The organism is Acidovorax sp. GW458-11-26-14-TSB4, assembly GCF_059423865.1.
Genome location: NZ_JBWKYR010000014.1, coordinates 13,489 through 33,058 on the forward strand (window position 1 = coordinate 13,489; position 19,570 = coordinate 33,058).

A 19,570-nucleotide genomic window follows, 5' to 3' on the forward strand; every position below is an offset into this window, starting at 1 on the left:
ATGATCAAGATCACCGCCCTGTACCGCTGGCACGAAGGCGCGCGCTTCGACCACGACTACTACCACGGCGAGCACATGCGCATCGCGCGCGAGGCCCTGGGCCCGCTGGGCCTGGTGCGGCTGGAGAGCGACCGCGTGATGTACCCCGGCCCGCCGCGCCCGGGCCAGGTGGTGGCGCTGACCAATGCCTTCTTCGAGACGGCGGAACAGGCCCAGGCCGCAGCGCAGAAGACGGCGCCGGTGCTGACCGCCGATATCCCCAACTACACCGACATCAAGCCCGAGTCGTACATGGCGCAGATGAAGGCGCACCCGTTGGGGGCCTGAGCCTACATGCCGCGCCGCTCCTTGGCGCGGTAGACCCCGATGGCGCCCACGGACCCTGCCTGGTTGCCCCAGCTGTTGCGCACGAAGGTGGCGACGGCGGCCACGTCTTCGTCGCCCAGCACATGGCGGAACGGCGGCATGCCATGCGGGCGCGGGTTGCCGGCCGTGGCCGGCAGGTAGCCGCCCTGCAGCACCACGCGCACCAGGTTGGTGGTGTCGGCCAGCAGCACGGCGCGGTTGCCCGCCAGGGGCGGAAACGCGCCGGGCTGCCCCTGGCCCTGGTCGCCATGGCATTGGGCGCACTGCTGCTCGTACACCTTGGCGCCGCGCGCCATGGCAGATGCGACGGGCGGTGCGGCAGGCGGCGGCACCACGGTGTGCTGCGGCAGGTCCTGCAGGTAGACCGCCATGGCGCGGGCATCGGCGTCGCTGAGGTACTGGGTGCTGCGGAACACCACCTCGGCCATGGGGCCCATGACCGAGCCGTGGGGTGCTGTGCCCGTCTTGAGCAGGGCCACCACGTCTTCCAACGGCCACTCCTTCACACCGGCCTCGGCCGCGGCATTGAGTGCCGGGGCATACCAGTTCTGCACCGGGATCAGGCCGCCGTTGAAGGCCAGGGCTTCCGTGGTGGCGCCCAGGGCATTGCGCGGGGTGTGGCAGGCCGTGCAGTGGCCCAGGCCGTTGACCAGGTAGGCACCGCGGTTGTACTCGGCGGTCTGGGTCGGGGCGACCACGGGCGCGCCCGGTGCGAAGAACAGCGCCCGCCACACGGCCAGCGCGGCCTGCGTGCTGTAGGGAAAGCGCAGCGCATGCGGCCGGTTGGGCTCGGCCACGGCGGGCTGGCTTTGCAGGTAGGCGTAGATGGCGTCCGAATCCTCGCGCGTGACCTGGGTGTAGTTGGGGTAGGGAAACGCCGGGTACAGCAGGCGCCCGTCGCGCGAGCGGCCGTGGTGCATGGCGCGCCAGAACTCGGCCGACGACCACTGGCCGATGCCGCTGGCCTTGTCGGGCGTGAGGTTGGAGCTGTGCACCACGCCGAACGGCGTCTCGATGCCGCGCCCGCCCGCAAACGCCGCCCCGCCCTGCGTGGTGTGGCAGGCCATGCAGTTGCCCACGCGCGCCAGGTATTCGCCGCGGGCCACCAGCTCGGGGCGGGAGGCGAAGGCCTCGGGCGCGGAGGGCAGCGGCTCCTCGCCGCGCAGGTTCAAGGTGATCACGGCCGCGGCGGCAATGCCCAGCGCGGCCAGGGTGGAAGAAATGGACCAGAGGATGGTGCGTGCGTTCATGTTCGCAACCCTCCCTCAGCGCCCGGCCACGGGTACGCCATCGACGCCACCGCAGCGCACCGGCATCGCCCCCGTGAGGCGCGCGGCGGGTTTGCCGCCGCCGGGCACGGGCTGGGCCGCAAGCCATGCGGACACGGCGCTCACGTCCTCGGGCGTGAGCTGGCGCGCGATGTCGGCCATGCAGTCGGGCGCATGGGCGCGGCGCTGGCCGGTCTTCCAGGCGCCGAGCTGGCTGTTGAGGTAGTCGCGCGGCAGGCCCAGCAGGCCGGGGATGAAGGGGTTGACCCCGGTCATGGCCGGGCCATGGCACTGCACGCAGGCGGGGATATTGCGCGCCGCATCGCCCTGCTGCACCAGCAGGCGGCCACGCTCCAGCGCGGCAGGCGGCGCCTGGGGCGCGGGTGGCGGCGGGTAGGGCAACTCCAGCGCGGCGAAGTGCGCGGCCATCTCGCGCAGGTAGTCGTCCGTCAGGTGCTCGATCAGGCTGCCCATCTGCGGGTAGCTGCGCCGGCCCTCGCGGAAGTTGATGAGCTGGTTGGCCAGGTAACCGGCCGGCTTGCCGGCGATGCGCGGGAAGTAGCCCTCCTGGGTGGCCCGGCCTTCCTTGCCGTGGCAGGTGACACAGGCCAGCACGCGCGGCGCCATGCCGCTGGCGATGGAAGTGGCGGCCACAGGGGCCGGTGGGGTCGCCGGTTGCGCAGCCGCACAGCCCAGGCTGGCGGCCATCCAAAGCGGGACTACAACGGGACGCAGCAGGCTGCGCAAACGATCGATCATGGGGGGCGACTTCTTTTGAGGATTGCAACGCACTCTACGCCTGCCCTCAAAAACAGTACAGATTCAGTTTAATGTTAAAAATACGGATCAGTTTGTACTAGATCAAAATCGTCTTTGTATGAAACGTTATGAGCGCCACGCCGATGCCATCGCCCAGCTGATCCACAGCGGTGCGCTGCGCCCCGGCGACCGCGTGCCCTCGGTGCGCGAGTCCAGCCGCACCCGGGGCATCAGCCCGTCCACGGTGTTCGAGGCGTACTACCTGCTGGAGGCCCAAGGCCTGATCCATGCGCGCCCGCGCTCGGGCTACTACGTGAGCGCCCATCTGCCCATGGCAGCCGGGCAGACGCCCCCGGCGGAGCCCCTGCCCTCGCAGCCGGCCAGCGGCTCCACGGGCGTGGCCATCAGCGACCTGGTGTTCGAGGTGCTGGGCTCGGCGCGCGAGCGCGACCTGGTGCCGTTGGGCTCGGCCTTTCCGGGGCTGGAGCTGTTCCCCTTCGAGCGGCTGGGGCGCTGCCTGTCGGGAGGCATGCGCCGGCTCGACCCCTGGAGCATCGTGCAGAGCCTGCCGCCGGGCGACGAGCGGCTGCGCCAGCAGATCGCGCTGCGCTATGGCCTGCACGGCACGGCGGTGGACATGGGCGAGCTGATCGTGACCAACGGCGCCATGGAGGCGCTGAACCTCTGCCTGGAGGCCGTGACGCAGCCGGGCGACATCGTGGTGGTGGAGTCGCCCACCTTCTACGCCGCCCTGCAGGCGCTGGAGCGGCTGAACCTGAAGGCCGTGGAGGTGGCAACCCACCCGCGTGAGGGCATCGATCTGGCCGCACTGGCCGAGGCCCTGGCGCGCCACCCGGTCAAGGCCTGCTGGCTGATGCCGAGCTTTCAGAACCCGCTGGGCAGCCTGATGCCCGAGGGCCGCAAGCGCGAACTGGTGGCCCTGCTCGTGCGCCACCAGGTGCCGCTGGTCGAGGACGACGTGTATGGCGAACTGCACTTTGGCCCCGAGCGCCCGCCCCCGGCCAAGGCCTTCGACACCCAGGGCCTGGTGATGCACTGCAGCTCCTTCAGCAAATGCCTGGCGCCCGGCTACCGCGTGGGCTGGGTGGCGGCAGGCCGCTTTGCCACCGCCGTGCAGCGCCTGAAGCTCATGACCACGCTGGCAGCAGCCGTGCCATCGCAGCAGGCGCTGTCCGAATACCTGGCCCAGGGCGGCTACGACCGGCACCTGCGCCAATTGCGGCGCAGCCTGGCGCGGCAGCAGGAGCGCGCGCTGGCCGCCATTGCACGGCATTTTCCGGCCGGCACCCGGGTGTCACGGCCCGAGGGCGGGTACTTTCTGTGGGTGGAGCTGCCGGCAACGGTCAACGCCCTCACCCTGCACCGCCAGGCCCTGGCCCAAGGCATCAGCCTGGCACCGGGGCAGATCTTCTCGGCCGACCAGCGCTTTGCGCATTGCGTGCGCATCAACTACGGGCACCCGGCGCAGCAGCGTTTCGAGGAGGCGCTGGCCACCGTGGGGCGGCTGGCAGCGCAACTGGCGCAAGGTGGCTGAGGCAGGCAGGCACGCGTCCAGCCCCTCCGGGCGAAACCCAGCACGATGAGTCCTTGCATTTTGCTGACAAACCGCGCGCAGCGTTGGATACGCCCAACTTCGGGTTCGCCCCTCTTCTGGCATGGCTATTGCACGGCATACTGACCGCCGCCCGGCTTGCGGGCCCCGCAACAGGTCCGGCCGTCTGCACCTTCACCACCGCCCACCATGCCACCACCCCAGCGTGTCCCGATCCTGACCGTGGAAGACGAAGACGACTGGATCGTCTCGTTTGCGTTCGGCCCCCAGGGCACCGACCGCCTGACGCTCAAGCGCACCCCCCGCCTGGAGTTCATGCTGCGGCCCGAGCAGCGTGGCGTATTCGTCGGCCTGGGCATGGGCGGGCGCCCGGCCCCGCTGGTGGCCGTGCAATGGGGCACCAGCAGCGTGGACGTGGTCTCCACCGAGCGCCGCTACAGCCTGGACATCAGCAAGGTGGACGGCAACCTGCTCAATGCCGCGTTGCACGTGCTGGGCAAGATGAATTTCGACCAGCGGTTCCAGCTGGCAGGGGTGCGTTGAGGCGGGCAGCGGCGCCATCCTGGGCCATCGACCCCTGCGCCGCTATGCCCCCTTGAGCCGAAAACGCGCCACCACCTCGGTCAGGCGTCCCGCCTGATCGCGCAGCGATTCCGATGCGGCAGCCGACTCCTCCACCAAGGCGGCATTCTGCTGTGTCATGCCGTCGAGCTGTGCAATGGCGGTGTTGACCTCGCCCACGCTCTGGCTTTGCTCCTCGATGGCGCTGGCAATCTCACCGATGAGGTGGCTCACGCGCTGCACCGAGCCCACCACCTTGTCCATGGTATCGCCCGCCTCGCCCACCAGCCGGGCACCGCCCTCGACCTGGTCGACCGAGCTGGATATCAACGCCTTGATCTCGCGCGCCGCCTGGGCGCTGCGCTGCGCCAGCGTGCGCACCTCGGTGGCCACCACGGCGAAGCCGCGGCCCTGCTCGCCCGCGCGCGCCGCCTCCACGGCCGCGTTGAGCGCCAGGATGTTGGTCTGGAAGGCAATGCCGTCGATGACGCCGATGATGTCGCCGATCTTGCGCGACGAGGCCTGGATGCCGTCCATGGTGTTCACCACGCGCGCCACCACCTCACCGCCCGCCACCGCGACTTCGGACGCTGCCGACGCCAGCTGGCGTGCCTGCTGGGCCGAGGCCGAGCTCTGGCGCACGGTATCGGTCACCTGCTGCAGCGCGGCCGAGGTCTGCTCGATGCTGGCTGCCGCCGCCTCGGTGCGCACCGACAGGTCATGCCCGCCGCTGCTCACCTCCTGGCTGGCCACGGAGATGCTGTCGGCACTGCGCCGCACATCGGTGACCGAAGCATTCAGCGCATCCTGCATGCGCGCCAGTGCCCGCAGCAGATCGCCCAGCTCATCCCCGCGCGTGGAGCGCAACTCGCCGGTCAGATCGCCATCGGCAATGCGGTCAGCGGTGCTGGCGGCAAAGCTCAGCGGCACGGTGAGCGAGCGCGTGAGCAGCCAGCCCACGGCCGCGCCCATGGCCAGGGCCGCGCCCATCATCAGCCAGATGCCCCAGAGCACGGTGCGGTAACTCTGAGCGCCGGCCACGCTGGCCTGCTCCACGCCCGCATCGTTCACCGTGCCCAGCTTGCCGATGGCATCGGTGGTGGAGCGAAAGGCCACGCGCGAATCGCCGCGCAGGTAGGCCATGGCGTCTTCGGTCTTGCCCTCGCGCAGCAGGGCCAGCAGCCGGCCCTGGGTGTCCTTGTAGCGGCCCACCGTGGTCTTGAAGGCCTCGAAGAGCTGCTTTTCCTCGCCGTCGGAGAGCGTGCCCGCATAGGCGTCGAGCAGCCTGGGCACCAGGGTCCATTGCTTGTCGATGCGCGCGCTTTCGTCCTGGATGGTCTTGGCGTCGCCGCCCAGCATCATCTGCAGCTCGGCACGGCGCATCTGGTTGAGCGCTTCGTTCAGGCCGGCAAGCTGCTGCGTGCTCGGCAGCCAGTTGGTGGCCAGATCGACCACGCTGCCCTGCACCCGATTGACCCGGTTCACCGCAAACAGGCCCATGGCCAGCACCAGCAGCAACAACAGGCCAAAGCCCAGGCCCAGACGCAAACCGACACGCAGATTCGACAGGGGCATGCTCGTCTCCCGAAAGGTGGACGTGAAAAGCCCGGTGGTCGTTCCGGGCTCAGGGAACCGTGTTCGGGCCAATATAGTTCATCGGCGGCAAATGTGCCAATTTGTAATGAAATGCCATGCGCAGGCTACTGCGGCAACTCCCGGATCACCCGGCAGGGGTTGCCCGCCGCCAGCACGCGGGGCGGCACATCGCGCGTGACCACGCTGCCCGCGCCGATCACGGCACCGTCGCCGATGCTCACACCAGGGCAGATGATGGCGCCGCCGCCGATCCATACGTCCTCGCCAATGGTCACGGGCAGGCATTGCTCGGTGCCCGTGGCGCGCTCGGCGGGCGACAGGGGGTGCGTTGCGGTGTAGATCTGCACCCCGGGCGCGCACAGAGTGCGCGCACCGATGCGCACCGGCGCGCCGTCGAGCACCACGCAGTTGAAGTTGAAGTAGGCGCCCTCGCCCAGCGTGATGTTGTAGCCGTAGTCGCAGTGGAACGGCGGTGTGATCTGCACGCTGGCCGGCTGGCCCGGCAGCAGTTGCGACTGCAGCGCCTGCAGGCCCGCCGCATCGCCGGGCGCGGCGTGGTTGAGGGCATGGCACAGCCCACGGGCGTGCAGGCGGTCGGCCACCAGTTCGGGGTCGGCGGCCTGGTACAGGGTGCCGGCGACCATCTTGTCTTTTTCAGAAGCCATGGGGCATTCTCGCCCCGGCACTCAAGCCCTCTCGCCGGCCAGGGACGTCCACTTGCGCTCGCTGCCTGCGGACTCGATCACCCGCTCGATGAAGCGCACGCCGCGCGCGCCATCTTCCACGCGCGGGTAGTCGGCCGCCAGCGGGTCGGCCGGCTGGCCGGCTGCATGGGCGCGGATATCGGCCGCCACACCCAGATACACGTTGGCAAAGGCCTCGATGAAGGCCTCGGGGTGGCCCGAAGGGATGCGGCCCGCGCGCAGCGCCGACGGGCTGAGCCAGGGCGCGCCGCGCGTGAGGATGCGCCGCGGCCCATCCACCGGCGAGTGCACCAGGTGGTTGGGGTCCTCCTGCCGCCAGGTGATGGTGCCCAGCGTGCCCGAGACCTGCAGGCGCAAATCGTTCTCCAGCCCCGCGGCCACCTGCGATGCCACGATCACACCGCGCGCGCCATTGGCGTAGCGCAGCAGCATCTGTGTGTCGTCGTCGAGCCGGCGGCCCGCACCGAAGGCGGTGAGGTCGGCGCACAGCCATTCGGGCTCCATGCCGGTCACGGTGGCAGCCAGGTTCTCGGCATGCGAGCCAATGTCGCCCATGGTACCCACTGCGCCGCTGCGCGCGGGGTCCAGCCGCCAGTCGGCCTGTTTGTTGCCGCCGCCCTCTTCCACCGCCGTGGCCAGCCAGCCCTGGTTGTATTCGACGGTGACCTTGCGCAGCGTGCCCAAGGCACCGCTGTGCACCAGGTGCCTTGCTTCGCGCACCATGGGGTAGCCGGTGTAGTTGTAGGTCACGCCGAACACGGTACCGGCCTGGCGCACGGCGGCCACCAGTTCGTCGGCCTGGGCGCTGGTGTGCACCAGCGGCTTGTCGCACACCACATGGAAACCCGCCTGCACGAAGGCCAGGGCCACCGGATGGTGCACGTGGTTGGGGGTGACGATGCTCACCAGGTCGATGCGCTCGCCCGGCGGGCGGCGCAATTCGTCGACCAGCAGATCCTGCCAGCTGCCGTGGTTGCGGTCGTCGGCCAGGCCCAGGGCGGCGCCCGAGGCGCGGGCCCGCTCGGGCGAGGACGAGAGCGCGCCGGCCACCAGCTCGAACTGCCCGTCCAGCGCCATGGCCTTGCGGTGCACGGCACCGATGAAGGCGCCGTTGCCGCCGCCCACCATGGCATAGCGCAGCTTGCGTTCAGAGGACATGGAATCCCTTGTTGGTTATTTCGGTTGCTCGTCGCGCGCAAATACGGCGTCGAATGCGCCCGTGGCGGGCTTGAAGTCGAGCCGCTTGCAGAAGGCCGCGCTTTCCGTGGCCCCGTGCACGCGGTCCATGCGGCTGTCCTCCCACTCCACGGAGAGGGGGCCCTGGTAGCCGATGTCGTTGAGGGCGACGATGATGGATTCGAAATCGATCATGCCGCGGCCCACGCTGCGGAAGTCCCAGTTCCGGCGCGCGTCGCCAAAACTGGTGTGCCCGCCGAACACGCCCACCGTGCCGTCGCCCTTGCCCCACCACACGTCCTTCATGTGGGCGTTGTAGATGCGGTCGGCAAACTGGCGGATGAACTTCACGTAGTCCACGCCCTGGTAGGCCAGGTGGCTCGGGTCGTAGTTGAAGCCGAAGCGCCGGTGGCCCTTGACGGCCGCAATGGCGCGCTCGGCCGAGGCGATGTCGAAGGCGATCTCGGTGGGATGCACTTCGAGCGCGAAATTGATGTCGTGTTCCTCGAACACGTCGAGGATGGGGCTGAAGCGCTGGGCGAAGTCGGCAAAGCCCTTGTCCCAATACGCCTGGCTGGTGGGCGGGAAGGCATAGATGGCATGCCATACCGACGAGCCCGTGAAGCCCGTGACCGTCTTTACGCCGAATTTTGCCGCTGCGCGCGCCGTGTCGGCCAGCTCGCGGGCCGCGCGCTGGCGCACGCCTTCGGGCTCGCCATCGCCCCACACATGGGGCGGCAGGATGGACTGGTGGCGCTCGTCGATGCGGTCGCACACGGCCTGGCCCACCAGGTGGTTGCCGATGGCAAAGCACTGCAGGCCGTGCTGGGCCAGCAGCGCATGCTTGTCCTTCACGTACTGCGCGGAAGCCAGCGCCTCCTGCACATTGAAATGGTTGCCCCAGCAGGCCAGCTCCAGGCCGTCATAGCCCATGCTGCGTGCCAGCGGCGCGAGCTCGGCCAGCGGCAGGTCGGCCCACTGGCCGGTAAAAAGGGTGACGGGTCTTGGCATGGTGGGGCTCCAGGAAATGGGGGCAGCGCGTGGTTGATCCGCTGCCCATCGCAACAATCGACCTTGGTGCAGCGGCCGGCCATGGCACGGCCACTGCGATGGGAGTACCAGGCCCCCATCAGGCGTCCTGATCAGAAGGGAGAATCAGGGAAGTAGAAGCTCTTGGCGTTCTCTTTGGTGATCAGCACCGAAGGAATGATGGTCGTGGGCGGCAGCTTGTCGCCCTTGATGCGTGCCTCGGCCGTGAGCTTGATCGAGTCGTAGATGAACTTGGGGCTGTACGACACGTTGGCCTGGATCAGCGGGTTGCTGCCGTCGGCCAGCGTCTTGATCATGCCCTTGGCGCCGGCGCCGCCGAACACCAGCTTGATGTCCTTGCGCTTGGACTGCTCGATGGCCTTGAGCACGCCCACGGCCATGTCGTCGTCGGCCGCCCACACGGCGTCGATCTGCGGGAAGCGGGTCAGGTAGTCCTGCATCACCTTGAAGGCATCGTCGCGGTTCCAGTTGGCGTACTTGGCGTCCAGCAGCTTGATGTCGGGGTGGTTCTTGAGCACGGCGTTGAATGCGTCCATGCGCTCGTTGTCCAGCGTGGTGGCAATGCCGCGCATGGCGACCACGTTGCCCTTGCCGTTCAGCGCCTTGGCGATGTACTCGGCCGGAATCTTGCCGAAGGCGGTGTTGTCACCGGCCACGTACGCGTCCTGCGCGCTGGTGTCGGTCAGGCCGCGGTCCACCACCGTCACGTAGACGCCCTTGGCCTTGACCTGGGCCACTGGCTTGGTCAGCGCGGCCGATTCGAAGGGGAAGATCACCAGGGCGTTGATCTTGTTGACCGTGACCAGGTCCTGCAGCTGGTTGGCCTGCTCGGGCGCGCCGCCGGCCGTCTTGACGATGACCTGCAGGCCGGGGTGGGCCTTCTCCAGGTCCTTCTTGGCCTGGTTGGCCCAGTACACGATGCCGCCCGTGAAGCCGTGCGTGGCCGACGGAATGGCCACGCCCACAACGACCTTGTTGGCCTGCGCCATGGCAGGGCCGGCCAGCGCCAGTGCGGCTGCGGCGCCCACGGCCGAGAGGGCCAGGCGGCGGGTGAAAGAAAGTTGGCTGTTCATGATGCGTTGTCTCCTGTTGCTGTTGCTGTTGCTTGGAAAAAGGCCATGGAAGCTGGCCGGCTGGGGAACACCTTGAAAAACAAATACACGCAAAGAGTGGCTGGAAAGCTCAGCGAAGCGGTCCTGGCTAGGCGCTGCGTCGCAGACAGTGCGACTAGCATGGCAAGACGCAGCAACGACGCCAGGAGAGTTGCTCCGGCCACTCCGTCACCTCTTGCCGCGTTGCATGAACGCTACTGCAATGATCACGAAGCCCTGCACCGCCGCGTTCAGGTACACGCTGATGATGCTGGTGAGGTTGAGGATGTTGCTGATGACCGACAGCAGGATGGCACCCACCACCGTGCCGGTGATGCTGCCAGCCCCGCCCTTGAGGACCGTGCCGCCCACGATCACCGCGGCGATCGCCTCCAGCTCCCACAGCAGGCCCGTGGTGGGCGATGCCGAGCCCAGGCGCGGCACGTAGAGCAGCGTGGCGATGCCCACGCACACGCCGAGCAGCATGTAGGTCAGGATCTTGATCTTGTGCACATCCACCGCGGCGTACTGCGCCACCTGCTCGTTGGAGCCGATGGCCTGCACATAACGGCCATAGGCCGTGCGGTTGAGGATGACGCCACCCACCAATGCCACCAGCAAAAAGATCCACACGGGGATGGGCACGCCCAGCAGGTTGGCGTAGTACACGGGGCTGTAGAGGTCCGACAGATCGTTCTCCAGCGTGATGGCGCCGCCGTTGGAGAAGTACGTGAGGTAGGCGCGGAAGATGCCCAGCGTGCCCAGCGTCACGATGAAGGGCTCGATGCGCCCCTTGGTGATCAAGAGGCCGTGCACCAGCCCGAACACGGCGCCCAGCACCACGGCAAGCGCCATGCCCACCACCACGGCGGCCATGGGCGAGCCCAGCACGGGCGCCATGGCATTCATGAACAGGATGACCGAGCCCGCGATCAGCGCCGCCATGGAGCCCACCGACAGGTCGATGCCGCCCGAGATGATGACGAAGCACATGCCCACCGCGATGATGCCGATGAAGGCCGTGCGCGTGAGCACGTTCATCACGTTGTCGTAGGTGGCGAAGTTGCTGTTGAGCAGCGTGCCGGCAATGCACAGCAGCACCAGGCCGATGACCGGGCCCAGCCCGTGCAGCTTGCCCCACCAGGCGGTTGCGGCACCGTGGCGGCTGCCGGCCACCTGCGGGGTGGGGGCGTTTTCAGCGGGTACCTGTGGCATGGACGATCAACTCCTCTTCGGTCAAATGGGGTTCCTGGAGCGTGGTCTGCAGCCGGCCGGCGCGCATCACCGCCACGCGGTGGCACAGGCCGATCAGCTCCATCAGCTCGGACGAAATCACGATCACCGCCAGGCCCTGTTCCGCCAGGCGCTGCACCAGGTGGTAGATCTCGCGCTTGGCGCCCACGTCCACGCCGCGCGTGGGCTCGTCGAGCACCACCACGCTGGGGCCGGGGTGCAGCACCTTGGCCAGCGCCAGTTTTTGCTGGTTGCCGCCCGACAGCGACGAGGCGCGCACGTCGAGCGAGCCGGTGCGGATGCCGAACTCCTGCACCGCATCGCGCAGCGCGGCCTGCTCGGCCGCGGGGTCGAGCCAGGGCTTGGCGTAGCGCTCCAGCGCCATCAGCGTGAGGTTGGGCCGCAGGCTGAAGTGCACGTGCAGGCCCTTGCCCTTGCGGTCTTCGCTCAGGTAAGTGAGGCCATGGCGGGCCGCGTCGCGCGGGCTTTTCAATTGCACGGGCTTGCCGGCCAGTTCCACCGTGCCGGCCGAGCGCGGGCGCAGGCCCAAGAGGCCCTCGAACAGCTCCGTGCGCCCGGCGCCCACCAGGCCGGCAAAGCCCAGGATCTCGCCGCGCCGCACCTCGAAGTCGATGCCCTCGGCCCAGCCCGGCACCGTGAGGCCGCGCACCTTGATGGCGGGCTCACCCGCCGGTGCGGGCAGCTTGGCGGGGAACAGGTCGGCCAGCTCGCGGCCCACCATCAGGTTGGCCATCTGCCGCCGCGTGACGTTGGCCGTGGGCTCGCGCGCCACCAGCAGGCCGTCGCGCATCACCACCACCTCGTCGGTGGTGCGCTCCACTTCGTCGAGCTTGTGCGAGATGTAGATGATGGTCACGCCCGCGGCCTTGAGCCCGGCCATCAGCGTGAACAGGCGCTCCGTCTCGCCCGGGGTCAGCGTGGCGGTGGGCTCGTCCATGATGAGCAGGCGCGCATTGCGCGCCAGTGCGCGGGCGATTTCCACCAGCTGCTTTTCGGCCACGATGAGCTTCTTCACGCGCGTGTCGGGGTCCAGCGGCAGGCCGACCTGGGCCAGCGCCTGGCGCGTCTTCTCGCGCATGGCCTTGTCGTCCAGGAACAGGCCCTTCTTGATCTCATGCCCCAGGAAGACGTTCTGCGCAATCGTCAGGTCGTCCGCCAGGTTGAACTCCTGGTGGATCAGCACGATGCCCTGGGCCTCGGCCGCGCGCGAACCGCCGCCGGGGGCGCGCACGGCGCCGTCCACCACCACCTCGCCGGTGGTCGGGCTCTCGTACCCGGCCAGTATCTTCATCAGCGTGGACTTGCCCGCGCCGTTCTCGCCCAGCAGGCCATAGACGCGGCCCGGCTGCAGCGCGAAGCCCACGCCGTGCAGCACGCGCACGGGGCCGAACTCCTTGGTGACGTTGCGGAACTCGACGGCGACGCTCATCGTGCACCCCCTCCCGAACGCGATGACTGCGCCATGCTCTCCTGCATGGCCAGCACACCCGCGCCCACCACGCCGGCATCGTCGGCCAGGGGGGCGTACTGGATCTCCAGGTGGCGCGTGGACAGGGCCAGCGAGCGGTGGTAGACGCTTTGACGCACCGAGGCCAGGAACAGCGGCCCCATGTCCGTCACCCGCCCGGCAATGAACACGTGCGAGGGGTTGAAGAAGTTGACGATGGAGGCCAGCATCTGCCCCACCAGGCTGCCCGCGCGCTGGATGATGGCGTTGGCCGCCACATCGCCCGCACGGCTGGCCTGGGCCACGTCTTCGGTGGTCAGGGTGCCGGTGGCCTGCAGGCGCTCGGCCAGCAAGGCGCTTTCACCCGCCTGGGCCGCGGCCAGCGCCATGCGGGCCATGGCGGGCGCGGCGGCCATGGCCTCCACGCAGCCCTGGTTGCCGCAGTGGCAGCGCGGGCCGGCCTGGTCCACGCAGATGTGGCCCACGTCGCCGGCCGAACCATTGGCGCCCCGGTACACCTGGCCGTGGCAGACGATGCCGCAGCCAATGCCCGTGCCGACCTTGATGACCAAAAAGTTGGGCAGGTTGCGCTGCAGCCGCCACAGCTCTCCCAGCGCCATCAGGTTCACGTCGTTGTCGACGAACACCGGCGCCGCAAAGGCCTCGCGCAGGTAGTCGCGGATGGAAAAGCCGTCCCAGTCGGGCATCAGCGGGGGGTTGACCAGTTGGCCGCTTTCAAAGTCCACCGGCCCCGGCACACCCATGCCGATGGCGATGACCTGCGAGGCCGGCAGGCCGCAGCGGGCCATCAGCTCGCGCATCAGGCCGCGCAGCCGCGCCAGAATGACGCCCGGCCCCTGGCGCACGTCGATGGGTTCGCGGTGCCGCGCCAGCACCGCCATGTCGGGCCGCATCACGGCCACCTGCATGCTGGTGGCGCCCAGGTCGGCACCGATCACCACGCCCAAGGTCTCGCTCAGGCGCAGGGTTTCAGCACGGCGGCCGCCCGAAGATTCCTGCAGGCCCACCTCGTCGAGCAGGCCCTCGTCCAGCAGGGCCGCCACCCGGGCGTTGGCCTTGCTCTTGGAGTAGGCCAACCGCTGCGCGAGTGCATGCCGCGACGCGCCTGCCGACCAGAAAATGGTCTGCAGAACGTCCAGGTCTTCGGTGCCGCAGTTGTGCCAGCGTGCCAAGGCTTGTCTCCTGTTCTTGTGGTCTGGCCCGGCTGCCGTTGTCGGCCTTGCCCGGGTCGCCTGCGCCTCAAAAGGACGCGTTGGGCAAATACTATGCGGCCCACTTAGACCACACAAGACTTAACTTAGACCAATTTTGGGTCTAAGCCCTGCGTTCATGGGTTTGTCACAAGGACTGGGTCCACTCGGCAACGGACCGAACACACCACCTACAGAGGGTCTTCCATGAAACTGCGTTTGATTGCCGGGGCCACCGCCGTCCTGGCCGCCACCTTGGTCGCTTGCGGCAGCGATGGCAGCGAGCCGCCGTTCACCGTCAAGCTGATCGGCTTCAACGACTACCACGGCAACCTGGAATCCCCGGGCACTTTCGGCAACAGCGCCGCCGTGCCGGCGGCCGAGCGCCCGCCCGTGGGCGGTGCCGAATTCATGGCGGCCCATGTGGCCAGGCTCAAGGCGCAGAACCCCAACAACGTGGTGGTGGGCGCGGGCGACTCGATCGGTGCTTCGCCGCTGATCTCGGCGCTGTTCCAGGACGAGCCCGCGGTGGAGACGCTCAACCGCATCGGGCTGGAGTTCAACTCGGTGGGCAACCACGAGTTCGACAAGGGCTCGGCCGAGCTGCTGCGCCTGCAGAACGGCGGCTGCAAGGCCGGCGAGCCCAACAGTTGCAAGGGCGCAACCGCCGGCACGCCGGTGCCCTTCGAAGGCGCCAGGTTCAAGTGGCTGTCGGCCAACGTGATCGCCACCGCCACGGGCAAGACGCTGCTGCCTGCCTATGGCATCAAAGAGTTCAAGGGCGTCAAGGTGGCCTTCATCGGCATGACCTTCAAGGCGACCCCCACCGTGGTGACGCCCACCGGCGTGGCCGGCCTGGAGTTCCGCGACGAGATCCAGACGGTGAACAGCCTGATCCCCGAACTCAAGAGCCAGGGCATCGAATCCATCATCGTGCTGGTGCACGAGGGCGGCTTCCAGTCGGGCACGGTGTCGGCCATCAACACCTGCGATGGCGGCCTCGCCGGCTCGGCCATCGCCACCCTGGTCAAGGGCCTGGACAATGCGGTGGATGCCGTGATCAGCGGCCACACCCACGCCGCCTACAACTGCAAGCTGCCCAACGCCGCGGGCCGCGCCATTCCGGTGACCAGCTCCAGCTCGTTCGGCCGCGTGCTGACCGACATGGACCTGACCATCGACCCCTCCACGCGCGACATCACGGCCATCACGGCCACCAACCGCCTGGTGGTGCGCAACGACCCCGCCGTGCCCGCCGACGCCTCCGTTGCCAAGATCATCGCCGGCTACAACAGCCTGGTCTCGCCGATTGCCAACACGGTGATCGGCTCCATCGCCGCCGAGCTGCCCAACTCCCGCAGCGATGCCGCCTGCAACATGCCCGCCGGCGACCTGGTGGCCGACGCCATGCTGGCGGCCACGCAGGGCCCCACCTTCGGCTCGGCCGTCATCGCCCTGATGAACGGCGGCGGCGTGCGCAACCCCGGCTTCACCTTTGCCAGCAGCGCGGTGGGTGAAGGCGCAGGCAACGTGACCTATGGCGAGGCCTTCACCACCCAGCCCTTCGGCAACAGCCTGGTGACCATGTCGCTCACGGCGCAGGACCTCAAGGACGTGCTGGAAGAGCAGTTTGCGGGTTGCAAGGGCCAGTCGGCCACGGCCACGCGCGTGATGCTGCCGTCCAACGGCTTCAAGTACACCTGGGACGGCGCCAAGGCCTGCGGTGCGCGCGTGAGCAATGTCACGCTGCGCAACGGCAGCACCACGGAAACCATCGTCGATGCCTCGGGCACGGTGGCCAACCCGACCAAGACCTACCGCGTCACCATGAACAACTTCATGGCCGACGGCGGCGACGGCTACTCCACCTTCCTCAAGGGCACCAGCCGCCTGGGCGGCGCGCAGGACATCGATGCCCTGGTGGCCTACCTGTCGGGCTTCAAGGCGCCCAAGGCACCGTACACGCTGGGCAGCAACCCCAACGACGCGGGCGGCAAGCGCATCAACCGCAGCGGCACCAGCACCGAATGCCCGACCGGCGCCGTCACGTCCTGATCGGTCTGCTGGGCCTGGCAGCCGGCCCGCTGGCAGCCTCGCCGGCTTCCGAAGAGAAGCTCCGGGCCATCATGCAGGCAGCGGGTGGGCGGCCGCCCGACGCCGAGCGGCTGCGCGAACGCGAAGCCCTGCTGCGGGACGCAGAGGCCGCCCTCGCCGCCGGCGATGCGCACCAGGCCGAGCAAGGCTTTGACCGCGCCGCCTTGATCCTGCACTCGCCCGATACCGAAATGGGCCTGGTGCGCAGCTACATGCAGTCGGGCCAGTACCGGCGCGCGCTGGCCTTTGGCGCGCACACGGCAGGCGCGCACCTGGATGCCGTGGGCGGCGCGGCCCTGTACGCATGGCTGCTGCACGCGGGGGGGCAGGACGTGATCGCCCGCAAGCTGCTGGCCGATGCGCAGGCACGGGCGCCATCGCAGCCGCTGGTGGCGGGTGTGGTTCGTGAGCTGGCGTCGGCAGCACCGCATGCGAGCGGGGACATGCTGCTCCCGCCCGCGCGGCTGGCCCCTTACAGCCACTCCACCCACCTGGCGGCATTGCCGCGCAGCGCGCGCCTCGTCGCGGCCGGAACGCTGCTCGGGGAAGGCCGCATGGCACTCGCACCTGCGCGCGCCATTTCCGGCAGCCAGCGCCTTTGGGTGCGCAACGGCCTGGGGCACATGGCACTGGCCTCTGCCGAGCCAGGGCGCGGCGATATGAGCGGCGTTGCCCTGTTGCGCCTGGACAGCCCGCTGCCTGCGCCATCGTCACTGGGCACCGTGCCCGCCGATGTCTTCCCTGGCTCTGTGGCGTTTGCCGTGGCGTACGCGCAGGCTGGCGACGCGGGGGCTGCATGGCCCCTGCTGCGAACGGGCTTTGTCGGCGCCGCCGTGGGCGCGCACGGAGACCGGGAGCTCGATGCATCCATGCACCGGGGCCTGGCCCCGGGCGGGCCCGTCTTCGACCAGGCGGGCCGGCTCGCGGGCATTGCGTTGCCCGATGGCGCAGGCACCAGGCTGGTGGCCGCGCCCCGCTTGCGCGAGGCCTTGGCGGCGCGGGTGGCGCTGCCCATGTCCCGGGAGGCCGGCCGCCTCGGGCCCGATGCGGTGTACGAGGCGGCGCTGTGCAGCACCTTGCAGGTGATTGCGGCCGGGTGACATAGGGACAGGGGCCAGTACCCCAAGGCCGCTCTTCACAGGCCGCCATGCCAAGGGGGTCGGCGGAATCTTCCCGGCACTGACCCAGGCAACGCCGCCGGACCGATACCATCCAGCGCATGCAGCAACGCCCTCCGAAGACTCTGAATTTCATCACCCTCAGGGCCCGCTGGCTGGCATGGCTGTGCGCCCTGGGTGCCCTGACGGCACCGGTGTCGCGCATCCTGCCGGCAGACCAGGTGCCCACGCTGCAATGGTTGGTGGAACTGGCGGCCCACTGGCAATGGCTGTACCTGGTGGTGGGCGCAACTGCACTGGCGGCGCTGGCGCTCTTACAGCCCCGCGGCCGCACGGGCCATGGCTGGCTCGCCCTGGCGGTGCTGGCACTGGGCGGCAGCTTCCTGTGGCAGCCAGCCAGGCTGCCGCAGGGCGCCGAGCCGGCCGACCCCGGCGCGGTGCTGGCCGTGGGCACCGCCAACCTCAACTCCTCGACCACCGATTTCGGCCCGCTCACGGCCTGGCTGGCTTCGGCCGATGCGCCCGACGTGGTGTTCCTGCAGGAATTCACCCCGTTGGCCCAGCAGGCCCTGGCCGGGCACCCCGGCGTGGCGGCCCGCTACCTGCACCGACTGCAAGCCCCCGACCCCAGCCCCTTCGGCCTGGCCGTGCTGTCGCGCCACCCCTTGTCGGACATGGAGACGCTGCAGCCCAAGGACCTGCGCGACACCCTGCGCTTGCGTGCCACGGTGGCCTGGAACGGCAAGCCCGTGCACCTGAGCGCGCTGCACCCCATGCCGCCGCTGGACGCAGGCTTCGCCCAGGCCCGCGACCGCGCCCTGGCGCAGGAGGCCGAACGCTTTGCGCAGGCCGGGGGGCTGGCCCTGCTGGCCGGCGACCTGAACACCACGCCCTGGGCGCGCAGCCTGTACCTGGTGGAAGAAACCCTGCGCCGCGCCAATGGTGCGGCGCCCAGCTGGCCCAATGCCTTGGGCTGGCTGGCGGTGCTGCCGCTGGACCATGTGCTGGCATCGGGCGGCTGGCAGGTGCTGGACTCGCGTACCGGGCCGGACCTGGGGTCGGACCACCGGCCTGTGGTGGTGCGGCTCATCGCTCCCTGAGCCGTTCTTCTGCAAAGTTCTGCTCAAACAGTGGGAACCGTTCCGCCATCGATCACATGCTCCGAGCCCGATACCGATGCCGCGCGCGGAGACACCAGGAATGTGATCAGGTCTGCGACCTCCTGCGGGCTGGCGGGCCGACCGACCGGAATTCCGCCAAGCCAGTCCATGATCATCTTCTTGCCGCCCTCGTAGTCCGTGCCCGCCTGGACAGCCATTCGCTGTGCGAATGCCACCGAGGCCTCGGTCTCGATCCAGCCCGGTGAGACGCGAAGAACGCGTATGCCCTTGGGCGTGACCTCTTTCGACAAGGATTTGCTGTAGGTCGAGAGCGCACCCTTTGCCGCAGCGTAGGCGGTCGTCGACTCCGGAAGCGGAAGCACACGCTGGATCGAGGTCACGTGCAGGACCACGCCTGCGCCCTTGGCCAGCATGGCGGGCAGCAGCGCGCGGTCCAGCCGGACTGCGGACAGGAGGTTCAGGTTCAGTTCGCTGAACCACACCTCGTCATCCAGGGCCGCGAAGCCGCCCGGCGGCGCGGTCGAGCCCCCGAGGGAATGGACCAGGATGTCGACATTGCCCCAGAGTTCGGTGACCGTGCGTGCGAGCTTGGCCACGCCTTGCGCGGTCGCCAGGTCGGTCTGGACATAGGCCACGCCGTCCAGCGGCTTATCCGGCGCAGAGCGCGCAGTCGCCATCACCTGCACGCCGGCATCCTGAAGGCTCTTGACGAGCGCCGCGCCCAGGCCCTTGGTGCCGCCCGTCACCAGGGCGCGCTTGCCTTTGAGTTGGAGGTCGAAGCTCATGCCTTGATCTCCAGCGATGCGATCAGGCCGCGTTCGAGCCGAAAGCGGTATGACAGGTCGATCGGGCTGCCTGGAAAGTTGCCCGTCACCTTGGCGCGGACGACCTGGAGGCCCTCCTCCCGTTCGAGCGCGAACGGCATGCTGGTTGCGCCGTATTGGGCCGATGCCTTGGCCATGAAGGCCTTGATGGCGTCGATGCCCGTGTAGGTGTGGCCTTCGTCCTTCATGACGGCTTGCGCCGTGAAGCAGCGCGCCAGCGCCTCGGGGTGGTGTTCGGCCGCAAAGTACGCGGCGATGGGTTCGGGAAGGGTCAAGGCGTTCATATCGATGGCTCCAGTGGTTGGTGATGACCCAAGGATGCGCGCCAATGTGAATTTAGTGAATGCTCTAGAATTC

At 68.9% G+C, this 19,570-nt stretch carries 18 protein-coding genes; 6 read left to right on the forward strand and 12 right to left on the reverse strand.

What is annotated here, in order from left to right; translation table 11 throughout:
• Positions 1-327 (forward strand): EthD family reductase, encoded by a 327-nt coding sequence (locus tag AC07X5_RS23375; protein ID WP_494772046.1) that lies wholly within the window; start codon positions 1-3, stop codon positions 325-327.
• Positions 328-329: 2 nt separating this feature from the next.
• Here AC07X5_RS23375 and AC07X5_RS23380 read toward each other — a convergent pair whose 3' ends face one another.
• Together AC07X5_RS23380 and AC07X5_RS23385 are read right to left on the reverse strand one after the other, a co-directional pair.
• Complete coding sequence (locus AC07X5_RS23380; protein ID WP_494772047.1) at positions 330-1,616, reverse strand: c-type cytochrome; 1,287 nt, start codon at positions 1,614-1,616, stop codon at positions 330-332.
• A 15-nt stretch (positions 1,617-1,631) separates the two neighbouring features.
• On the reverse strand, positions 1,632-2,393 hold the full coding sequence (locus tag AC07X5_RS23385) for a c-type cytochrome (RefSeq protein ID WP_494772048.1): 762 nt from the start codon (positions 2,391-2,393) through the stop codon (positions 1,632-1,634).
• A gap of 118 nt (positions 2,394-2,511) precedes the next feature.
• Between AC07X5_RS23385 and AC07X5_RS23390 the strand changes: the two genes are divergently transcribed.
• Complete coding sequence (locus tag AC07X5_RS23390) at positions 2,512-3,948, forward strand: aminotransferase-like domain-containing protein (protein ID WP_494772049.1); 1,437 nt, start codon at positions 2,512-2,514, stop codon at positions 3,946-3,948.
• Between the two features lie 207 nt (positions 3,949-4,155).
• Entirely contained in the window at positions 4,156-4,509 is a 354-nt protein-coding gene (locus AC07X5_RS23395) for a hypothetical protein (RefSeq protein WP_409956631.1), read from the forward strand.
• Between the two features lie 42 nt (positions 4,510-4,551).
• Here the strand turns inward: AC07X5_RS23395 and AC07X5_RS23400 are convergent, their stop codons facing one another.
• The 8 genes from AC07X5_RS23400 to AC07X5_RS23435 all read right to left on the reverse strand — a co-directional run bounded on the left by AC07X5_RS23400 (position 4,552) and on the right by AC07X5_RS23435 (position 14,038).
• Complete coding sequence (locus AC07X5_RS23400; RefSeq protein ID WP_494772050.1) at positions 4,552-6,102, reverse strand: methyl-accepting chemotaxis protein; 1,551 nt, start codon at positions 6,100-6,102, stop codon at positions 4,552-4,554.
• A gap of 125 nt (positions 6,103-6,227) precedes the next feature.
• Positions 6,228-6,788 (reverse strand): sugar O-acetyltransferase, encoded by a 561-nt coding sequence (locus AC07X5_RS23405; RefSeq protein ID WP_494772051.1) that lies wholly within the window; start codon positions 6,786-6,788, stop codon positions 6,228-6,230.
• Between the two features lie 21 nt (positions 6,789-6,809).
• Entirely contained in the window at positions 6,810-7,985 is a 1,176-nt protein-coding gene (locus tag AC07X5_RS23410) for a Gfo/Idh/MocA family protein (protein WP_494772052.1), read from the reverse strand.
• Positions 7,986-8,000: 15 nt separating this feature from the next.
• Positions 8,001-9,014, reverse strand: a complete 1,014-nt coding sequence (locus tag AC07X5_RS23415; RefSeq protein ID WP_494772053.1) for a sugar phosphate isomerase/epimerase family protein — start codon at positions 9,012-9,014, stop codon at positions 8,001-8,003.
• A gap of 131 nt (positions 9,015-9,145) precedes the next feature.
• Positions 9,146-10,126 (reverse strand): substrate-binding domain-containing protein, encoded by a 981-nt coding sequence (locus AC07X5_RS23420; RefSeq protein ID WP_409963240.1) that lies wholly within the window; start codon positions 10,124-10,126, stop codon positions 9,146-9,148.
• Between the two features lie 207 nt (positions 10,127-10,333).
• Entirely contained in the window at positions 10,334-11,359 is a 1,026-nt protein-coding gene (locus AC07X5_RS23425; protein ID WP_186458039.1) for an ABC transporter permease, read from the reverse strand.
• Positions 11,340-12,827 carry a sugar ABC transporter ATP-binding protein gene (locus tag AC07X5_RS23430; RefSeq protein WP_494772054.1) on the reverse strand — a complete coding sequence of 496 codons (1,488 nt, stop codon included), beginning with the start codon at positions 12,825-12,827 and terminating at the stop codon, positions 11,340-11,342. The genes AC07X5_RS23425 and AC07X5_RS23430 overlap by 20 nt, the downstream gene beginning before the upstream one ends.
• The gene (locus AC07X5_RS23435; protein WP_494772055.1) at positions 12,824-14,038 is read right to left on the reverse strand and encodes an ROK family transcriptional regulator; all 1,215 of its coding nucleotides are present in this window, start codon (positions 14,036-14,038) and stop codon (positions 12,824-12,826) included. The genes AC07X5_RS23430 and AC07X5_RS23435 overlap by 4 nt, the downstream gene beginning before the upstream one ends.
• 225 nt (positions 14,039-14,263) lie before the next feature.
• Between AC07X5_RS23435 and AC07X5_RS23440 the strand changes: the two genes are divergently transcribed.
• From AC07X5_RS23440 to AC07X5_RS23450, 3 genes are all read left to right on the forward strand, one after another.
• Positions 14,264-16,111: a bifunctional metallophosphatase/5'-nucleotidase gene (locus AC07X5_RS23440; RefSeq protein ID WP_494772056.1), complete on the forward strand. Its 1,848-nt coding sequence runs from the start codon at positions 14,264-14,266 to the stop codon at positions 16,109-16,111.
• Positions 16,084-17,250 (forward strand): S1 family serine peptidase, encoded by a 1,167-nt coding sequence (locus tag AC07X5_RS23445; protein WP_494772057.1) that lies wholly within the window; start codon positions 16,084-16,086, stop codon positions 17,248-17,250. The genes AC07X5_RS23440 and AC07X5_RS23445 overlap by 28 nt, the downstream gene beginning before the upstream one ends.
• Positions 17,251-17,369: 119 nt before the next feature.
• Complete coding sequence (locus tag AC07X5_RS23450) at positions 17,370-18,368, forward strand: endonuclease/exonuclease/phosphatase family protein (RefSeq protein WP_494772058.1); 999 nt, start codon at positions 17,370-17,372, stop codon at positions 18,366-18,368.
• A gap of 23 nt (positions 18,369-18,391) precedes the next feature.
• On the opposite strand, the gene AC07X5_RS23455 is transcribed toward AC07X5_RS23450, so the two are convergent.
• Both AC07X5_RS23455 and AC07X5_RS23460 read right to left on the reverse strand, forming a co-directional pair.
• Entirely contained in the window at positions 18,392-19,174 is a 783-nt protein-coding gene (locus AC07X5_RS23455) for an SDR family oxidoreductase (RefSeq protein ID WP_494772059.1), read from the reverse strand.
• A complete protein-coding gene (locus AC07X5_RS23460; RefSeq protein WP_494772060.1) occupies positions 19,171-19,497 on the reverse strand; it encodes a nuclear transport factor 2 family protein in 327 nt (108 codons plus the stop codon). The genes AC07X5_RS23455 and AC07X5_RS23460 overlap by 4 nt, the downstream gene beginning before the upstream one ends.
• Positions 19,498-19,570 lie beyond the last annotated feature (73 nt).